The organism is Bradyrhizobium sp., assembly GCF_049581145.1.
GTDB lineage: Bacteria > Pseudomonadota > Alphaproteobacteria > Rhizobiales > Xanthobacteraceae > Bradyrhizobium.
Genome location: NZ_JBAURI010000842.1, coordinates 1 through 16,984, shown reverse-complemented (window position 1 = coordinate 16,984; position 16,984 = coordinate 1). Strand labels below are relative to the sequence as shown.

The window sequence follows — 16,984 nt, the reverse complement described above, 5'->3', positions numbered from 1 at the left end:
ATCCAACACCGAGCTAATCAGCTCGGCATTTTCTGCCGGGCTTCGTTAGCTTTTGTTCGCACGCGGGGAAGTTATTGCCGCAGGGAAATTATTGCCGCGACTCCGAATCCATCCTGCTCATGACCTTGCATCGACAAATGGTGGGTACTCATCCCTGCTAATTACTCCACAAGTAATAGGCACATCCGTTTCCCACCGTCATTGCGAGCCATCGGGGCGCGCGACCGCGCGGCCCGATCAGCGAAGCCGTCCATGATGCCGCAAGGGAAGCATGGATCGCCTCGTCGCTTCGCGCCTCGCGATGACGGGATTGGTGCTGGCGCCCTTGCGCCGTGCCCACCATCCGCGCGTTCAGGAAAATGGTGCGCACGCGTGCGCCCTGCGCGACACCGCGACCGGCTATTCGACGTCGGGCAGGCCCGCGAACGCGCCGCCGGCAAAGAACGGCGCGAGATTTTCCGGCTTGTATGGGCTCGAGGCGCAGATGCCCTTGGCATCGTCGGAACACAATGGCGCGGAATTGCCGTAGCGCGACAGCACGCTGCGGTGCATGCATTCATTGATCGTCGAAACCGGTTTGCCGTTCTCGTCCAGCGCCGAGTAGAGACTCTCGTTGAACTTCACGTCGCATTTGGTCATGCCGACCTCGCGCAAGGTCGGGTGATAGCGATCGAGCGCAAACAGGCCCGATGCCGAATCGTGGGCGGGCGCGGTCGCGTGGAGTTTGGACGGATCGGGCAGGCACGTCGCATCGAGCGCGAGCCCCGCGCCTTCCGCCTGTCTCGCCATCCATAGCAGCGGAATGTCGGCCAGGCCGCGCGTCCGGTAGCCGCCGCCGACGTCGGAATGGGCGCCGGCAAACCAGACCTGCTGGATGGTGACACCAGGCGGGATCGGGCCGGTCCAGAACGTCGGGGTGAAATCGTGCCGGTGCTCATCGATCGCGAGCGCCTGCACGGCGTGCTTCACCAGCGGCGACGGGCTGGTGTCATGAAAGGCAAATTTCGCCTTGTTGCTGGCCGCAAGCAGGCTGCCCGGAATGCCGAGACTGCCGACGGTATCCCAGACTCCGACAAAGGTGATCTGAGGATCGACGTGACAGGCGATCTCGCTGTTGTGCTCCTTCTGGTATTTGGCAATGAAGGCCGCCGGCGAGTGCGGCTTCGGACTGCGATAATACATCCACGCCTGCGGCAGCGCCTGCAGCGACTGGCGATACAGGATGCCGCAGGCCGTGATGAGGCCGACCAGGCTGCGCGCGGTGAAAGCGCCGCGGGAAAATCCGAACAGGTAGATCTCGTCTCCGGGGATGTAGTTTTGCGCGATGAACTGGTAGGCGGAGCGGATGTTGTCATCGACTCCGATGCCTTCGGCCCCATCGATCAGGGTTTCGAGTTTCAGCCCGGTGGTGCCGACGCCGCGCAGGTAGAGCACGATCTGGAGGATGCCGCCGGTTTCCTGCGTGGCGTGGATCGAGCGCGCCAGGATCGCGACGTTGGTATCGTTGGACTGGGTGTCGTCCGAGTCCCAGGTGCCGTCGCAACAAACGATCAACCGCTTCATGGCCGTATCCCTCGATGCCCGTAAGCGGCGCGCGACTCGCTCATCCCGCGGGATCACCCGGATGGTACGACGTGTCGCAGGCGATGCAACCTTGGATGTCGCTCCCTGGCGATAACGATCTCGTGGCCGCGCCTGCCCCGCCGCTCAACTCCGAGAATGATCGGACAGGGCTTGTTTCGCCCGTTGGCGCAGCGCGACCTCATTGCGGTGGACGAAAATCGAAAATGCATATCCGAGAGCGACAAACAGGCACAGCGAGATCACACTCAGCATTCCCGAGATCCGGTAGATTTCGGCACCCAATGCATAGGCACCGAAGCCGAACAGACACGCCCAGCAGATCCCGCCGGTTATGTTGAACAGGAAGAAACGGCCCGCCGGCATGCTGTTGGCGCCCGCGAGCAGCGCCGCGAACACGCGCAGCACCGCGACGAAACGGCCAAAGAACACGACCGCGTTGCCGAACCGAAGAAACAGATACCGGCCGATCAGCAATCGATCCGCATCGAGGCGGATGTAGCGGCCGTATCTGCGCAGAAAGCGCAAGCCGAGCCGCCTGCCGACCAGGTATCCGGCACCGTCGCCGGCGATCGCCCCTGCGGCCGCCGCCAGCACGACGACGACGATATTGATCTGGCCGGTGGTGGCGGAAAGCAGTGCGGCGGCAACGAGGATGGTCTCGCCGGGAAGCGGCACGCCGGCGCTTTCGAGCGTGACGATGCCAAAGATGATCCACGGCCCCCAGCGCGGGATCAGGCTGATCAAAACATCGGACAAAAATCCAACTCCAACAACTCCATCCTGCAAGGCACGAGCCGGCGGCAGCCGGATCAGGCCACGCGCTGATCACGGCCAGCACGTCGTTTTCCGGAAGCTGCGCACGGTGCCCTTCGACCTCATTAGCAGAGCGTCGATCAGGAGTAATGGCTGAGGAGGGTCATCTGCGGCTGGTTGACGCCTTCGTCACGTCAAGGTTACCGCGCCGGCGAGGACATCCGGGATCGCCGGCTTCGCGCCTGGCCTCGTCATCGGCGCCGCCCTGGCCATCAAACGGCGGCCTGCCCTCGCCGCTTGAAATTGGATCGCAAACCGACTTCAACCAAAAATGGTTGGCCCCGAAAATATTTCGACTCAAAGCCGGTTCAACCCGGCTCGACCAGCGCCTGAAGCGTCGCCGTGAGATCACCGGGATGATAGGGCTTGGCAAGAAATCGCCCGCCCTCGGGCAGTTCGTCCGGTCGTACATCGACGAGGCCGGACGTCGCGACGATCCTGATCGGGGGCCAGCGCCCCCGGACCGCGGCCGCCAGTTTCAGGCCATCCATGCTGCCCGGCATCTGGATGTCCGTGAAAAGGATGGCGATGTCCGACCTGGCCTCGAGTATCGCAATCGCATCGTCCGCGTTCGATGCTTCGACCACGTCGAAGCCTGCCTCTTCAATGATTTGAGCTGCGTGCAACCGGATCATGAGATCGTCCTCGACGATCAGGACGACTGGCCGGTGGGCCGCGTATCGAGAACTCATGCGGCCCGTCCTTTATCCGGAATCATTTTATTCCGGGGTCATCAAGACAAATGATCGCAGGGGCCAACGTTCCCTGCCTGGCGAACAAATGTCCGGCACCGGACATTTATTTCTCGACCCCAGGGCGGCCGCGGCTGCGCTCTCCAAGCAACGGACATTGCACGACAATCAGAACCGAGCCGTTCGGCCGCAACGGTCGGCTCTGGCGCTAAGAGCGGTACCGGACCGACAATCGGCCCGCTTCGTTCCTATATTGGAACCTTCCCGCGAGGACAGCCCTATCGGAGCGGCTTCCACCCTCTCCCTGCGAGAATGGCCCGACCGACCGGGCGGGATCTCGCAGTGCACATAAAAGTTTTGGGCCGACCGTTGGATAACAAATTGCTTGCAGCGCTGCCGCGCGATCACTTCGAATTGCTGGCTCCCCATCTTTCGACCGTTTCGATGGCTCAGGGAAAGGTTCTGGCCGAGCCCGGTGATGAATTCGATCACGTCTACTTTCCGGAAAGCGGGATGCTCTCGCTGCTGGCGGTGCTGCAGGACGGCAAAGCCATCGAAACCGCGACGGTCGGGCGCGAGGGCGTGGTCGGGGCGATGGCCGGATTGGGGCTCTACAAGTCGCTGGTTCGCGTGGTCGTTCAGCTGCCGATGATGGTGAGCATGATTCCCGCTTCGCAGTTTCGAAAGGCCGCGGCCCAAAGCGATGCCGTGCGGAACATGTGCATCCGGTATAATGAGGTGCTGCTGTCCCAGGCGCGAATCACCGCGGCCTGTAATGCACCGCACCCCGTCGAGGCGAGATTCTGCCGCTGGCTGCTGCAATCGGCGGATCGCGCGGAAAGCGACACCGTGGTGCTGACCCATGAATTTCTCGCCGAGATGCTTGGCGTCCGCCGCACCTCGGTCACCGAAGTCGCGAGCCGGATCCAGGCCGCAGGCGCCATCCGCTACACCCGCGGGCAGATCACGATCCTGAAGCGATCCGCCTTGGAGAAAATGTCCTGCGAGTGCTATCAGACACTCGTGGACCAGTCGGCGCTTCTGATCTAGACGCGTCTGGATGCCATATCCCGCCGTCGCGGTCATGGCCGGCCCACATAGCGCCTGGAAGGACGGCGTCGCTCCGTACGCCGATTGGCGTCATTCAGCCGCCGACGGGCGGTTCAATGCGTCAAGCGTTTCGGCAGAACCGCCGCGAACGGCACGGTCTCGAGCTCGCGCCCTGCGCCGTCGGCGATCACGAATGCCTCCGGGATATCGTGACCGGACCTGATGGCATCCGCGACGATATCGCGGGCGGCCAGCAGTGCTTCCTGCTTCGCCGCGCCGGCATCCTGCAGGTCGGTCCCGACTTGATCAACGATCAGCCCGTCGCCAGTCCGAATATGAAAGTAGAAGCGATGCATTGCCCTGCTCCAACTCTGAACTCACGGCAGCCAGCATACGTGATCGGCCTGCACGGCGTCGGTCCGGTGGCAGACGCAATACGCCATCAGCGAGACCAGCCGCAAAGCAAGCCGCCCGCAGCCGCCCAGGCCATTGCGGGGGGCTTATTGCAAAGGCTTCGGCTCCCTCGCCAGCCACCTGAGCGCGTCGAACCGCAAGGGATCAGGCCGGTCGCAATCCGTGCATCGGAACGTGCGCGATCCCTTGCCGCCCGGCGGCGGCGCCGGGATCAAAGGCGTCCCGCATTTCGGACATGCTGGTTGCTCGTCTTGTCCCATGGCCCGCAATCATGACCGATGACGTTCGGGATTGTCTGTCCGATGCCGGACCCTCGCAACGCCGCTCGGAAAATATCGAGAAAGACCGGGCCTGCCGAATCCGGTCTCGCCTGCGGCGGCTATCCTGGAATTCCAAGGCGGTCGCAGGTTAGTTAGGCGCCCGGCGATGGGGTGGAGGACTTGTTCTTGTCGCGCTTGAGGGCCTGCCGGATCTTGCCGGCCAGCGCTTCGCGCGTGTAGGGCTTGGCAAGAAGATCGACGCCAGGGTCCAGCCGCCCGCCATGAACGATCGAGTTTTCCGTGTAGCCGGACGTGAAAAGCACGGCAATGTCGGGCAGCCGCTCCTGCGCCTTCCGAGCCAGTTCAGGGCTTCTCATATCTCCGGGCATCACGACATCGGTGAACAGAAGGTCGATTGCATGGCCCTGTTCGATGGCACTCAAAGCGCTGGCCGCATCCCTTGCACTGAGGACGCGATAGCCGAGATCGCCCAGCATCTCGATGGCTGTCGCCCGCACCTGATCATCATCTTCCACGACGAGAATGGTTTCCGTGCCCCCGGTCTCAACCTTTGGATCGACCACGATGATGGCGTCTTCCTGCCTGGCGTTGCGGGGCAGGTAGAGCTTGACACTCGTTCCCAATCCGACCTCGCTATAGATCTTGATGTGTCCCCGCGACTGTTTCACGAACCCATAAACCATTGAGAGGCCAAGACCCGTTCCCTGGCCTTCCGGCTTGGTCGAAAAGAATGGGTCGAACGCCTGATCGGCGACTTCAGGGGTCATTCCGCAGCCGGTGTCGGTGACCGCAAGCATGACGTATTGGCCCGGCGTTACATCGCCGTGCATTCTTGCATAGACATCATCGAGTGACACGTTGCCGGTCTCGATCGTCAGTTTCCCCGCACCGCCCATTGCATCGCGCGCATTGATGGCGAGATTGACGATCGCATTTTCCAGGTTGGCCGGATCGATCATTGTATTCCACAGCCCGTCCGCCCCGATCGTCTCGATCTCCACGGCTTCGCCAAGCGCGCGACGCAGCAAGTCGCCCATGTTCGCAACCAGCCGGCCGATGTTGACAACCCTCGGCTCTAGAGCCTGGCGCCGGCCAAACGCCAGGAGCTGACTTGCCAGCTTCGCTCCCCGGTTGACGGCGCTGCGGGCATTGGCCACGTGGCGTTCGGCGCGCTGGTTGCCGACGGTATCATTGGCGAGAAGTTCGAGATTGCCCGAAATCACCTGAAGAAGGTTGTTGAAGTCGTGCGCCACGCCGCCGGTCAGCTGGCCGATGGCTTCCATTTTCTGGGCCTGCTTGAGATGCGCGTGGGCCTCGGCCAGCTCGCGCTCGCGGCGTTTCTCGTCGGTGACATCCCGGGCAACGCAATAGATCAATTCACCGGATGGCGCAGCGGTCCATGACAGATGCCGCCATGATCCATCCTTGTGGCGATATCGATTTTCGAAGCTTGGTAATGCCTCGCGCGCGGCGCGGTCGATCGCGGCATGGCTCCGGTCGACATCGCCTGGCTCGATGAAGGCCTCGATGCTGCGGCCAATCAGTTCCTCCGCCGCATAGCCGAGAGTCCTGGTCCAGGCCGGATTGACGGCACGGACGACGCCGTTCCGATCGATCACCAGAAGCATGTCCTGTGAAACCCGCCAGATCTCGTCGCGCTCGCGGGCGCGTTCGGCCACCTGGGCCTGAAGGGTCAGGTTGAGATGCCGCAAGGCGTCTTCCGCGCGCTTGCGATCCGTCGCCTCCGCGGCGGTCACGAGAACACCTCCAACGCCGGTGGGAGAGGTTTCGTCGGGGACCGGGCTGTAACAAACGGTAAAATACCCGGTTTCCCAGCTTGAACCACGCCGCTGAATCGTCAGCGGACGATCCTCCGAAAACACCCCCGGGCTTCTGCCAGATAGAATATCCTCGTGAACAGGTAACAGCTCGGACTGGACTTCCGGCCAGGCTTCGCGAAACGGCCGGCCCAAAGCCCAGGGATGCTTGTCCGCCAGAATGTGCTTGTAGCCGTCGTTATAGACCAGCGTGAGATCCGGTCCCCACCGCAGCGCCATCGGAAATCCGGATGCGCATATGATGTCGACGATCAGTTTGAGTGCCGGGGACCAGGATTCGGCGGCGCCCAGAGACGTCGCGGACCAGTCATGCAAGGCAATGAGCGCCGCCATTTCATGTGTGGGCGCGAGCGCCGGTTTGGGTCGATCACCTTCGGATGTCCCAACTACCATCGCGCGATCATCCGTTGTTCCTCAATCAAAATCCGCTTTTGTGGCAAAGTATCAAGGCGCAAAGACCGCCGCGCGTCCACTGCTCCGCGCGGTGGTTGCGCAACTCCATGCCGGTCGTTTGGCTGGTCCGATACCGGACGTATCAAAACGCGACACGCCCAGGGGGCTGCGACCCCTGGCGGGCGGTCGGGCCCGCCGTGCAGGATTTGCGTCCACGCGCCCGGGCGGTCGTGGGCTTTTCCGCGCACTGAACTTCCATCCGGACGGCGAGGTCCCCGGCCGGCCTGCAGCCCGGCGATGGGGGGCGTGGCGACGAAGCGCGAGTTGGAAAATCGCGCGGATCGGCACAATCATCGGCGCTTTTGCTCCTGCTCTGGACTCAGATCATAGGCCCCGCCTTTTGCCGTCTTTCAATCCGGCGACTTCCGCGAGTTCGTTCAACAGGAAACGGATCTCGTAAGGTTTGGACACCACCGGAAGATTGGCCAGCGCAGCGGGCCTGGCGAAACTGTCGGAATAGCCGGTCGCCAGCACGACCGGAATGTCCCGTTCACAAACCAGCGCGGCGATCGGCCACGCCGGTTTGCCGCCGAGGTTGACATCCAGCAGGGCGATGTCGAAGTCCTGGTCGACCGCGGCTCTCAGGCCGTCGCCGAGGCGCGCATAGGGTCCGACGACCGTCGCGCCGGCCTGTCTGAGCACGTCGGCCACATCAGCCGCGATCAAGCCGTCATCTTCGACCACGAGCACTTTCGCCCCGGTCAGTGATCGTGCTGCAAAGGCTTCTCGTTCGATCTGGCCGACGTTCGAACTGGCCGGTGCCGCCGGCGCCGAGACCTGGACCACCTTGTCGAAGGGGATATCGATGATGCAGCGGACGCCGGCAGGCTCCATCATGAGCTCGACCTTGCCGCTGACGTCCTCGGCAAAGACCCGTTCGAGCAGGGTGCGGCCAAATCCGCGTCGCCGCCTTGCCTTGACCCGCGGCCCTCCGCGCTCCGTCCAATGGAAGACGAGCCAACGCTTCTCGTTCTTGACGATCTCGTTCCAGGCCAGGGTGACCTTGCCGGCCTCCACCGAGAGACTGCCGTGCTTGATCGCGTTGGTGATGAGCTCGTGCAGCACCAGCGCGAAGGAGAGCGCGGTTCGCGGCTCCAGCGCGTAATCGCCGCCGGCGATGCTGATATTGCCCTCGAGCTGGGAGCGCTGTGCGGCAATCTCGTCCTCGACAATGGTCTTCAGCGAGGCGCCCTCCCATCGCGCGGCGGACAACAGGCTGTGCGCCTTCGACATCGACTGCAGCCGTTTTTCGAGCGAGGCCGTGAAGCTGGCCAGACTGTCGGCGCTCTTGCTCGACAGCCGCACCAGCGACTGGATCGTGGCAATGGTGTTCTTGACCCGATGATCGAGCTCCGCCATCAGCAGATCCTGCCGGGTTCGCGCCTTCGCCTGTTCGCGCAACGACTGGTCGATCCAGTGCAGCACGACTTCCAGAATCGTGGTTCGCAACAGATTGGCGGCGTCGATTTCGATCGCCTCCCAGGGGCGCGACCGCTCGGTCACGGTTTCCTGCCAGGCGGCAAAGGATTGGCGCGGGGTCAGCCGATCGCCGAGCGGACCCGTGGTGACCGGCTTGGTCGGATCTCCAGCCCAGGTCACGGTCGCGACGACCTCCGGCAGAAACCAGAGCACGTAGTCGCGCGGACGCCGCGAGACCGACAGCGACAGCAGGCCCGCGCCGCGGTCCAGGAAATCGCGGGCCTGCGGAAAAGCCTGCGCGAGCCGATCGGTGTGGAATACGCCTTCGGGCTGGGTTCGATTCAGCCAATCGACCAGGAGATCGAGCTGCGCGTCACTGGGCGTCCGGCCGAGCGCGAAATTCTCGCCCTCCACTCGCACCACCACGCCGGCGGCCCGGATGTAGTCCAACAGGTTCGGGCGCGATCCGATCAGCGCCTCGGCCAGCCCGCTCTGCGTCATCGCGCGCATGAGCTGGTCGTGCACATCGCGTACATGAAAGCGATCGTTGGCGTCGGCAAGTTCAAGCGTGCTGCCGAGGTGAAGCGAGGCCAGTTGCGCAAAGACTTCAAGCGCGAGCCGCAACCGGCCGCTGAGATAAAGCGGCGCCGCCGCATGGCAGGCGATCAGGCCCCAGAGCCGGCCGCCGACCATCAGCGACAGCGACATCGACGAGCGCACGCCCATATTGGCGAGATATTCCAGATGAATCGGCGACACCGCGCGGAGCCGGCTGAAACTCAGGTCCAGCGGCTGGCCGGTCTTGGGATTGAGGTTCGGAAACAGAGCCTGCGGCGTGTAGACCGCATCCGGGATGTAGCGGATCCAGCTTCTGCGATAGAGCTCGCGCGCCTGGACGGGAATATCGCTCGCCGGATAATGCAGGTCCAGATAGGACGGCACCTCGTCCGAGGACCGGCTTTCCGCCACGACATGTCCGCTGTCGTCCTCGCGGAAGCGATAGACCATGACGCGATCGTAGCCGGTGACCTGCTGCACCTGCTGCGCCAGCGATTGCAGCAGCGCCTGCAGGCTTTCGGCCGGCCGCAGCCGGCCGATCATCGCGTTGACGAGATCCAGCACGTCGTCGGCGGGCAGCGGGCGCTGCGGCTCCAGCTCGAGAATGACCAGCCCGTCGTGGAGATGCGCCGTCGCGTCGATGCGGTTGTTAAGGATTTCGACCTCCAGCGCCAGCGACGAGCGCGGCGTGGCGGTCCCGGCCGCGAATTGCGCCTCCAGCCGCAGCTTCGCGGCCGATCCGATCTGCGCCTCGAGCTTCTGGCCGATCAGGCTTTGCCGCGGCAGGCCGAAATATCTTTGCGTATCGCCCGCCACCTGGACGATTTCGAGGGTCTGCGGGTCAAAGGCGATCAACGCGCCGTGGGGTTGGATCGAGCCCGGCATATGGATCGGTTCGCGATCACAGCTCGTGAGATCGACCTCGCCGAAGTCGTCCATGCCAACCCAACTGAAATTGCCTTGGTTCGCTCTTTATTGCGCTGCGCCGCTTGACTTGCAAGATGCCCTGGACCGCAGCTCTTGCTCAAAAAGCGCAGTTTCGCCATGGTTGCATTGAACCTTCGAGGCCTCACAGCGAGTTCGCAATGTCGACCATCCGACAAAAGGTCGCGCTCCAATTCACCGACGCGGAAAAGCCATATTCGCGCAAGCGGATGATAGGAAAAGGATTTTCCACGGAGCGCGTGGTCATCGAGCGGAACTCCCCGTTCGATTACAAATGGTCGGGCGCTACCCACTACCTGGCATTGCACAACCTGCGTCTCGCCGATGGGGAGACTTTCCTCGACGGCGAGCGTACGTCGCGGCTCTGCGATTTGGGCAACCGGATGACGTTCATTCCCAGCGGCAGCGTCATCTCGGGCTGGTCGGCTCCGAAAAAGCATCCCAATTCATTTACCGCGCTCTATTTCCGTCACGGCGAGATGTCCGACGAACTGTCGGAGCACTACGGGTCCTGCGATCTGTTTCCCAGCGTCTATTTCGAGGATGCGGCGCTGCTTGCGACCATGCAGAAGTTGAGCGGCCTTCTCGTCCAGCCCGGCGCCGACGATCAGATCTATGCCGAGAGCCTGGGCCTGCTGGCGGTGATGGAGCTGTTGCGAATGCAGAAGGCCGCGCCGAAGCAGCGCGCGGTCTCAAAAGGTGGCCTTTCGCTGCGTCAGCAAACGATTCTGCGTGAGTACATCGAGGACTTCCTGCACACCGACATTTCGCTGTCGGATCTCGCGGGCGTGGTCGGACTGACCCGATTTCATTTTGCCCGTGCCTTCGCGGTCACGTTCGGCGAGCCACCGCACCGATACGTGTCACGACGGCGGATCGACCTTGCCCGGCAGCTGTTGCAGGATACCAGTCTCGGGATCAACGAGATCGCGGAAAAGGTCGGGCTCAAGACCGCAACCATGCTCTCGCGCCACATGCGCAAGCTGGTCGGCGTGACCCCGAGTCAGTTTCGCCGTGATCGGCCGTTGTGAGACACGATCCGGATCCGCGCATCACTCGACCATCCGCAGACGCGCCCAAGCGCAAGGACGGCCAGCAACCGATGCTCTCAGCCGTCGCTCGCATGCGGTCGAGCGCGAAGAGATTAGACACGCACACGCCCGTGGCGCCGGTCTGTTCGAAATTGCCCATGCCGCATCGCCCATGAGGATATCAATGCGTGAAAATTCCATTTGCTTGATCGCCATCGCGGCGATCGTCGTCCTGCTCCCGGCAGCGCCCTCGCGGGCGGCCGAGTCGTTGTCGCGCAAACCGGGGCAGTGGGAGGTCAAGACCAGCATCGCGAACGCGCCGACCCAGCTTGTCCGGCAATGCATCGACGCCGCGACCGACGAGATGCTGCAGTCGAGCGCAGGTCCGTTCAACGCGGCCGCCTGCCCGCAGCGCAACGTGCAGCGGCTGGCGAATGAGACCTCGATCGACTCGGTCTGCACGTTCGCCGGCAAGCCCGCAACGGCCCACGCGGTCGTGGTCGGGAGCCTCGATAGCGCCTATACGATGACCGTCACGGCGCGGAGCGAGGCTCTGCCGGGCGGCGCGATGACCATGACGATGGAGGCCAAATGGCTCGGTCCCTGCACCGCGGACCAGAAGCCGGGTGACATCGTGCTGAGCAACGGGACCAAGATCAACGTCCCCGACGCGCTGCAGCGCATGCATCTGCCAACCAACCCGATCAACCAGCGTTGAACGCCGCGCATCGTGATAGTTGCGCCGTCTCTCCGAACCTCATCCTTGGGAGCATCGCGTAAGCGATGCGTCTCGAAGGATGGACGCGGGCGACGGCCGTGCAAGCGGCCATCCTTCGAGACGCAAGCCTTCGCCCCTCGCGGGCGAAGGCTTGCTCCTCAGGATGAGGGCAGAGCGCCTGGACGCGATGGGTTTCATGGCATCACGCGTCCAGTCGTCCTTTATTGCTCGCCTTTTCCCCGGGAAAAACCGGTGTCCGCCCACCATGTCGCGGCCCGCTCGCATGCCATTGCGGGAAAATGCCCAGCCGTGGCCTTTGCCAGGGCTCGCAATCCCGCTAAGACTCGATGGCCGACCGAGCGGTCGCCAATGCGGACAGGGCCTGTGCGTCACCCGGACTCCCTTCACACGAATCAGGCCGCCGACGCCGCTTCCGGCTTTGCGTGATGGCGAAGCGGGTGCGGGCGGCGGCCGCAAATCCAGGCTCTAGAGCGCTTTCCGTTTAGATTGACCATGAAACCTCAGGCACCATGCGCGGAAAGCGCTCCAGATTCGATGTTTGTCGCATTTCCTTTCGGAAAACCGGTGTCCACTTTTCCGGGAAATGCTCTAACCACAGGCTGAGATCATCGTGAGCGCTCCCGGAATCCGTCAATCTGCGATCGCGCGCATTCGCGCATTGTTGAACCAGCCGCCCCATCACTACCGCCCGGCGACCACGATTTTCCTCGATCTCAGCGTCGATCGCATCGCAGACGAATTGCAGCTCGCGGCGCGCGGAACCGAGCGCGGCGCGGAGAACCGGCCGACCACGGAGGCGCAGGCGCTGGACGATATCGAGCATCGCATCGTCGAACGCATCGAGGCGCACAAGCAGGATGCCAACACCATCTATCTCGATCATCTGCATACCTACGACGAAAGGGTCACCGCGCTGCGATTCGAGGAGCGCTTTGCCACCATCCAGCAGGCCGCGCCTGAAGCCGTCGGCGATTTTCGCGTCGAAGCCACGATCGGCCGCGACGAGCTGTTCGTGCTGCGCCGCCGCCTCAATGAATCCGAGCTCGAGCGCGAGCGGTTTCGCGCCCGCCACCGGATCGAGCGTCCGGCCCGGCTGTCGAGCCCGGGCAAGGTCATCCTGAAGATCGGCGTGCTGGCCATCCTGTTCATCATCGAGGTGGTGATCAACGGCAGCTTTCTCGCCAGGGCGAATGTCGGCGGCCTGCTCGGCGGCGCGGCGCAGGCGGTGACATTCGCAGCGCTCAATATCATCGCCAGCTTTTTCTGGGGAATGGTGCTGATCAGGCTGGTCAATCGCCGGAACTATGGTCTCAAGCTGGTCGGCCTGCTGTCGTTCCTTTGCTACCTCGGATTCGCTGCCGCGCTCAATCTGACCCTGTCACATCTTCGCGAGATTCCGCCGGCCGTGAGCGTGACCGACCAGGTCGGTCAGGTCGTTCTGCATCGGCTGCTGACGGCGCCAGTCGCGCTCACCGACATCAACTCATGGGTGCTGTTCGGCATCGGCCTGTTGTTCTCGCTGATCGCGATGACCGACGGCCTGCTGTTTTTCGATCCCTACATGGGCTATGCCGGCCTGGAGCGGCGCTGGATCGAGGCGACCAGGCAATTTGCCAATGCGCGCAGCGAATTGATCGACCGGCTGCAGGATATTCGCGAGGATGCCACGGAGACCATGAACGAGACCGCACGCGACCTCTCGGTTCGGCGCAGCGAATATGATGCCCTGCTGCAGGGACGCGAGCGCCTCGCCCAGCGTTTCAGCCAGCATCAGAACCAGATCGAGCAGGCCGGTCGCGCCCTGCTCGAAATCTATCGCGAGGCGAACCGGCATGCCCGCTCGACCCCGGCCCCGGCGCATTTCGCGACTCCCTATACGCTGGAGCGCATCGCCTATGCCGGAGGCGAACCGAATTCCGGCGCGCTCGACAATCTGCGCAACATGATCGCCGAGACCCAGGAGCTGCTCAACGTGCAGATCCGGGCCATCCACGACGCCTTCGACGGCGCCGTGCGCACCTATCGCGAGATCGACGAATTGCTGCCGGAGAAGAAACCGGAGAAGACATATGGCTAGGCGGCGTCCGAGGCCACGCGGCAGGTCCGGAATTGGCTGGTCGGGCCTGGCCGGCGCGCTGCTGCTGCTGCTGGCGGTCGGGTCCGGCGGTGCGCTGGCCTATTTCTATGTCTCGGCGCCGCCGCGTCCGCTGCTCGACTCCGAGAGCCTTTGTCCGGTCAGCGGTCCGCAGGGCATCACGGTGGTTCTGGTCGACACCTCCGACGACCTGCCCGAGACGACGCAGCGGGACGTTCTGGGCCTGCTCGACGATCTCATCACCACGCTTCCGCCATTCCACAAGCTCGACATCCGGGTGCTCGATATCGCCGGCGAGCGCAGCCGTTCGCTGTTCTCGAAATGCAATCCCGGCGATGGCGCGGGATTGAGCGAGTGGACCGACAATCCGCGCATCGCCCGCCTGCGCTGGATCGAGGATTTCCGAAAGCCAGCGGCTGATGCCGTGACAAGCAGCGTCACGGCGGCGAAGGCGATCAGCTCGCCGATCATGGCCGCGATCCAGAACATCGCCATCGACCAATTCTCCAGCGCGGCGAGCCAGAGCATCGGAAAGACGCTCTACGTGATTTCCGACATGATCGAATTCACCAGGGATTACAGCCAATATCCCCGCGCGGGCGATCTGTCGTTCGCCCGTTACAAGCAGTCCCCGGCCTATCCCAAGTTCCGGACCGACCTGCATGGCGCCAACGTCATCATCCGCTACGTGACGCGGCTGTCGAATGGTCAGCCATTGATCGACGGGACGGCGCACATGGAGTTCTGGAAAGCCTGGATCGAGGACAACCGCGGCAGGTTTGGCGGCGTCAAGCGGCTGCAGGGAGCCTGACGGATGGCGGCCTACGACACCAGACCCGCGCTGCCGCCCGGCATGCTCAACGGGCTCTTGTTCTTCGCCGTCGTGATCGCCGGCAGCGGCTACATCGTCGTCTCCAAGCTGAGCGGCTTCGGCGCCCTGCTGGTCACGGCGGTCCCGGTGCTGTTCATGGTCGGATACGCCGTCATGCTCGGGACGCGCCTGTTCCGGCTGCGTGACGACCAGTCCGGCGACAATCTCTACTACATGGGATTCCTGTTCACGCTCACCAGCCTGGCGGTCTCGCTCTATCAGTTTTCCGCGGCCGGTTCGGCCGAGCAGATCGTGCAGAATTTCGGCATCGCGATCGGCTCGACCATCGCGGGCATCACGCTGCGGATCCTGTTCAACCAGATGCGGCGCGATCCGGTCGAGGTCGAAGCGACCGCAAGGCTGGAGCTGGCCGAGGCCTCGCGCCGGGTGAAGCGCGAACTCGAGAGCTCGATCCTGGAATTCGGTTATTTCCGCCGCATGACCCAGCAGACCATCACCGACATGCTGGACGAGGTCCGCGAAAGCATCGGCGCCGCGCACCGGCAATTTGCCGGCGAAATCAAGCGGCTCGTGATCACCGCTGGCGAGCCGTTCGAGGAGGCCTCCAGGAACTCCGGGGCGACCCTCGGCAGCCTGAACGATCGGACGGTTCAGGTCCTCGAGGTCTCCAGGCAATTGGTGCAGGAAGGCGAACAGCTGGCAAAGAGCACCACCAGCATCGTCCAGGCCATCGATGCCCTTCTCGCCGGGCTCGCATCGCATCACGTGCCCGAACAAACCATCGAGAGCAGGCTGGCGCCGATGATCGAGGATCTCGCCCGCGCGGTCAACACGCTCACCACCAGCGCCGAAGCCCAGGCCAAGAACGTGGATATCAACTACAAATACGCCCAAAGCGTCGTCGTGGCCATCAGACAACTGCTGCAGGAACGACAGGCCGCGGAGGCGGCGCGCTCCGGCGCGGAGCCGTGGCGGGATTCGCGGGCGCGCGACCGATAGGCCCCAATAGATCAACCTCTGGATCAAGCGAGTTTCGCCATGGACGGGCAGATCATTCAGCAGGGCTCCTCGTACCGGCGCGGCCTGGTGCTCGGCCTGACGCTGGCCGAGATCATGATCCTCTTGGTATTCTGCCTGTTGATCGCGATGGCGACCATTTTGCAGCGGGAACAGACCAGGCGCATCGCCGTCGAACAGGAGCTGCAGCAACAGCGGCTTCAGAATGAGCGCAACCGCAACGTCGTCGCCAGGCTGCGCGACAGCGCGGCTCTCGTCGAACGGCTGCAGAGCCTGTCCGGGCGCAGTGATCCCAAGGAGATCGACCAGTACTGGCGTGAGCTTGCGGACAGCCGGACCGTGGTGAACCAGATCGACGACAGCGGCCTGTCGGTCAAGGAGATCAGCGAAGGCATCGCGACCGCCGCGGCACTGCGCGCCAACGGCATCGATGTCGAGAAGGCGATTCGCGATTCGCAGCTCGTGGCCGCGATCGACCGCGCCATCACCAAGCCCGGGGAGCCGCCGGCCACCACCGAGGTCATCCTGGATACCCTCACGCGCGGTCAGGCCGGCCATCAATGGCCTCCGATCATCAAGATGAGCGAGGCCGATGGCTATTACTTCAAGTCCGGCAGCGCGGAGCTGTCGCCGACCTTCCAGGACACGCTGGTCCACGACACGCCCGGCAAGATTCTCGACGACATCCGGAAATACGACGTCGATATCATCGAGGTCGTCGGCCACACCGATGAACGGCCGATCGGCATCCGCCAGTACTCCAATCTCGACCGCGATCTTCTGCCGGTCCTCAAGAACACCGCCGGCGTCGCCAGCCTCAGCCCGGCGGACAATGCGGGGCTTGGGCTGGCGCGCGCGGTCGCCGTGGTGAGCGTCTTGCGCCAGAGCCCCTTGCTGGCCGGATACAAGATCATTCCGCTGTCAGGCGCTCAACTCGTGAACACCGACGAGACCCTCGCGATTGCGGGCTCGCCCGAGAACATCGAGGAACGGCGACGCATCGAAATCCGCTTGCGCAAATCCGTACCCAATGAGGGGACCGCGGCCATCGCGCCCGCGCCGGTCGGTACGACTCCCTAGAGCAACGCGCAGCAGATTTGTCTATTGGTAGGGTGGACAAAGGCGCCCTCGCGCCGCGCCCACCATCTTTTTTCGCGGAGGCGGAGAAACGGCAGGCACGCCTATCACGCTTGCCGCAAACTCACCGATGCGCTTCACTTACC

At 63.4% G+C, this 16,984-nt stretch carries 13 protein-coding genes; 7 read left to right on the top strand and 6 right to left on the bottom strand.

Annotation, left to right across the window (positions count from 1 at the left end):
- Window positions 1-399 precede the first annotated feature (399 nt).
- From WCB02_RS27695 to WCB02_RS27685, 3 genes are all read right to left on the bottom strand, one after another.
- Window positions 400-1,563, bottom strand: coding sequence for a DUF2235 domain-containing protein (locus WCB02_RS27695; protein WP_423962943.1), 1,164 nt, complete (start codon window positions 1,561-1,563; stop codon window positions 400-402).
- Window positions 1,564-1,707: 144 nt separating this feature from the next.
- On the bottom strand, window positions 1,708-2,340 hold the full coding sequence (locus WCB02_RS27690; RefSeq protein WP_423962942.1) for a DedA family protein: 633 nt from the start codon (window positions 2,338-2,340) through the stop codon (window positions 1,708-1,710).
- Between the two features lie 365 nt (window positions 2,341-2,705).
- Entirely contained in the window at window positions 2,706-3,089 is a 384-nt protein-coding gene (locus WCB02_RS27685) for a response regulator (protein WP_423962941.1), read from the bottom strand.
- Between the two features lie 369 nt (window positions 3,090-3,458).
- On the opposite strand from WCB02_RS27685, the gene WCB02_RS27680 reads away from it, so the two are divergent.
- Complete coding sequence (locus WCB02_RS27680) at window positions 3,459-4,139, top strand: Crp/Fnr family transcriptional regulator (protein WP_423962940.1); 681 nt, start codon at window positions 3,459-3,461, stop codon at window positions 4,137-4,139.
- Window positions 4,140-4,252: 113 nt separating this feature from the next.
- On the opposite strand, the gene WCB02_RS27675 is transcribed toward WCB02_RS27680, so the two are convergent.
- The 3 genes from WCB02_RS27675 to WCB02_RS27665 form a co-directional block, all read right to left on the bottom strand.
- Window positions 4,253-4,495 carry a DUF6894 family protein gene (locus WCB02_RS27675; RefSeq protein ID WP_423962939.1) on the bottom strand — a complete coding sequence of 81 codons (243 nt, stop codon included), beginning with the start codon at window positions 4,493-4,495 and terminating at the stop codon, window positions 4,253-4,255.
- A gap of 470 nt (window positions 4,496-4,965) precedes the next feature.
- On the bottom strand, window positions 4,966-7,005 hold the full coding sequence (locus tag WCB02_RS27670) for a PAS domain S-box protein (protein ID WP_423962938.1): 2,040 nt from the start codon (window positions 7,003-7,005) through the stop codon (window positions 4,966-4,968).
- A gap of 444 nt (window positions 7,006-7,449) precedes the next feature.
- Complete coding sequence (locus tag WCB02_RS27665; protein ID WP_423962937.1) at window positions 7,450-10,041, bottom strand: HWE histidine kinase domain-containing protein; 2,592 nt, start codon at window positions 10,039-10,041, stop codon at window positions 7,450-7,452.
- Window positions 10,042-10,187: 146 nt separating this feature from the next.
- Between WCB02_RS27665 and WCB02_RS27660 the strand changes: the two genes are divergently transcribed.
- From WCB02_RS27660 to WCB02_RS27635, 6 genes are all read left to right on the top strand, one after another.
- On the top strand, window positions 10,188-11,078 hold the full coding sequence (locus tag WCB02_RS27660) for a helix-turn-helix domain-containing protein (protein ID WP_423962936.1): 891 nt from the start codon (window positions 10,188-10,190) through the stop codon (window positions 11,076-11,078).
- 184 nt (window positions 11,079-11,262) lie between these two features.
- Window positions 11,263-11,796, top strand: a complete 534-nt coding sequence (locus WCB02_RS27655; RefSeq protein WP_423962935.1) for a DUF3617 domain-containing protein — start codon at window positions 11,263-11,265, stop codon at window positions 11,794-11,796.
- A gap of 631 nt (window positions 11,797-12,427) precedes the next feature.
- Entirely contained in the window at window positions 12,428-13,894 is a 1,467-nt protein-coding gene (locus WCB02_RS27650; RefSeq protein WP_423962934.1) for a hypothetical protein, read from the top strand.
- Window positions 13,887-14,723 carry a hypothetical protein gene (locus tag WCB02_RS27645; RefSeq protein ID WP_423962933.1) on the top strand — a complete coding sequence of 279 codons (837 nt, stop codon included), beginning with the start codon at window positions 13,887-13,889 and terminating at the stop codon, window positions 14,721-14,723. The genes WCB02_RS27650 and WCB02_RS27645 overlap by 8 nt, the downstream gene beginning before the upstream one ends.
- Window positions 14,724-14,726: 3 nt before the next feature.
- Window positions 14,727-15,743, top strand: a complete 1,017-nt coding sequence (locus WCB02_RS27640) for a hypothetical protein (protein ID WP_423962932.1) — start codon at window positions 14,727-14,729, stop codon at window positions 15,741-15,743.
- A 39-nt stretch (window positions 15,744-15,782) separates the two neighbouring features.
- Window positions 15,783-16,841: a hypothetical protein gene (locus WCB02_RS27635; protein WP_423962931.1), complete on the top strand. Its 1,059-nt coding sequence runs from the start codon at window positions 15,783-15,785 to the stop codon at window positions 16,839-16,841.
- The last annotated feature ends 143 nt before the right edge of the window (window positions 16,842-16,984 follow it).

Bases quoted from the DNA above. Each gene is read 5' to 3' on its own strand.
- WCB02_RS27695 (WP_423962943.1), bottom strand. From the start codon at position 1,563: ATGAAGCGGTTGATCGTTTGTTGCGACGGCACCTGGGACTCGGACGAC.
- WCB02_RS27685 (WP_423962941.1), bottom strand. From the start codon at position 3,089: ATGAGTTCTCGATACGCGGCCCACCGGCCAGTCGTCCTGATCGTCGAG.
- WCB02_RS27675 (WP_423962939.1), bottom strand. From the start codon at position 4,495: ATGCATCGCTTCTACTTTCATATTCGGACTGGCGACGGGCTGATCGTT.
- WCB02_RS27670 (WP_423962938.1), bottom strand. From the start codon at position 7,005: ATGGCGGCGCTCATTGCCTTGCATGACTGGTCCGCGACGTCTCTGGGC.
- WCB02_RS27665 (WP_423962937.1), bottom strand. From the start codon at position 10,041: ATGGACGACTTCGGCGAGGTCGATCTCACGAGCTGTGATCGCGAACCG.
- WCB02_RS27660 (WP_423962936.1), top strand. From the start codon at position 10,188: ATGTCGACCATCCGACAAAAGGTCGCGCTCCAATTCACCGACGCGGAA.
- WCB02_RS27655 (WP_423962935.1), top strand. From the start codon at position 11,263: ATGCGTGAAAATTCCATTTGCTTGATCGCCATCGCGGCGATCGTCGTC.
- WCB02_RS27645 (WP_423962933.1), top strand. From the start codon at position 13,887: ATGGCTAGGCGGCGTCCGAGGCCACGCGGCAGGTCCGGAATTGGCTGG.
- WCB02_RS27640 (WP_423962932.1), top strand. From the start codon at position 14,727: ATGGCGGCCTACGACACCAGACCCGCGCTGCCGCCCGGCATGCTCAAC.
- WCB02_RS27635 (WP_423962931.1), top strand. From the start codon at position 15,783: ATGGACGGGCAGATCATTCAGCAGGGCTCCTCGTACCGGCGCGGCCTG.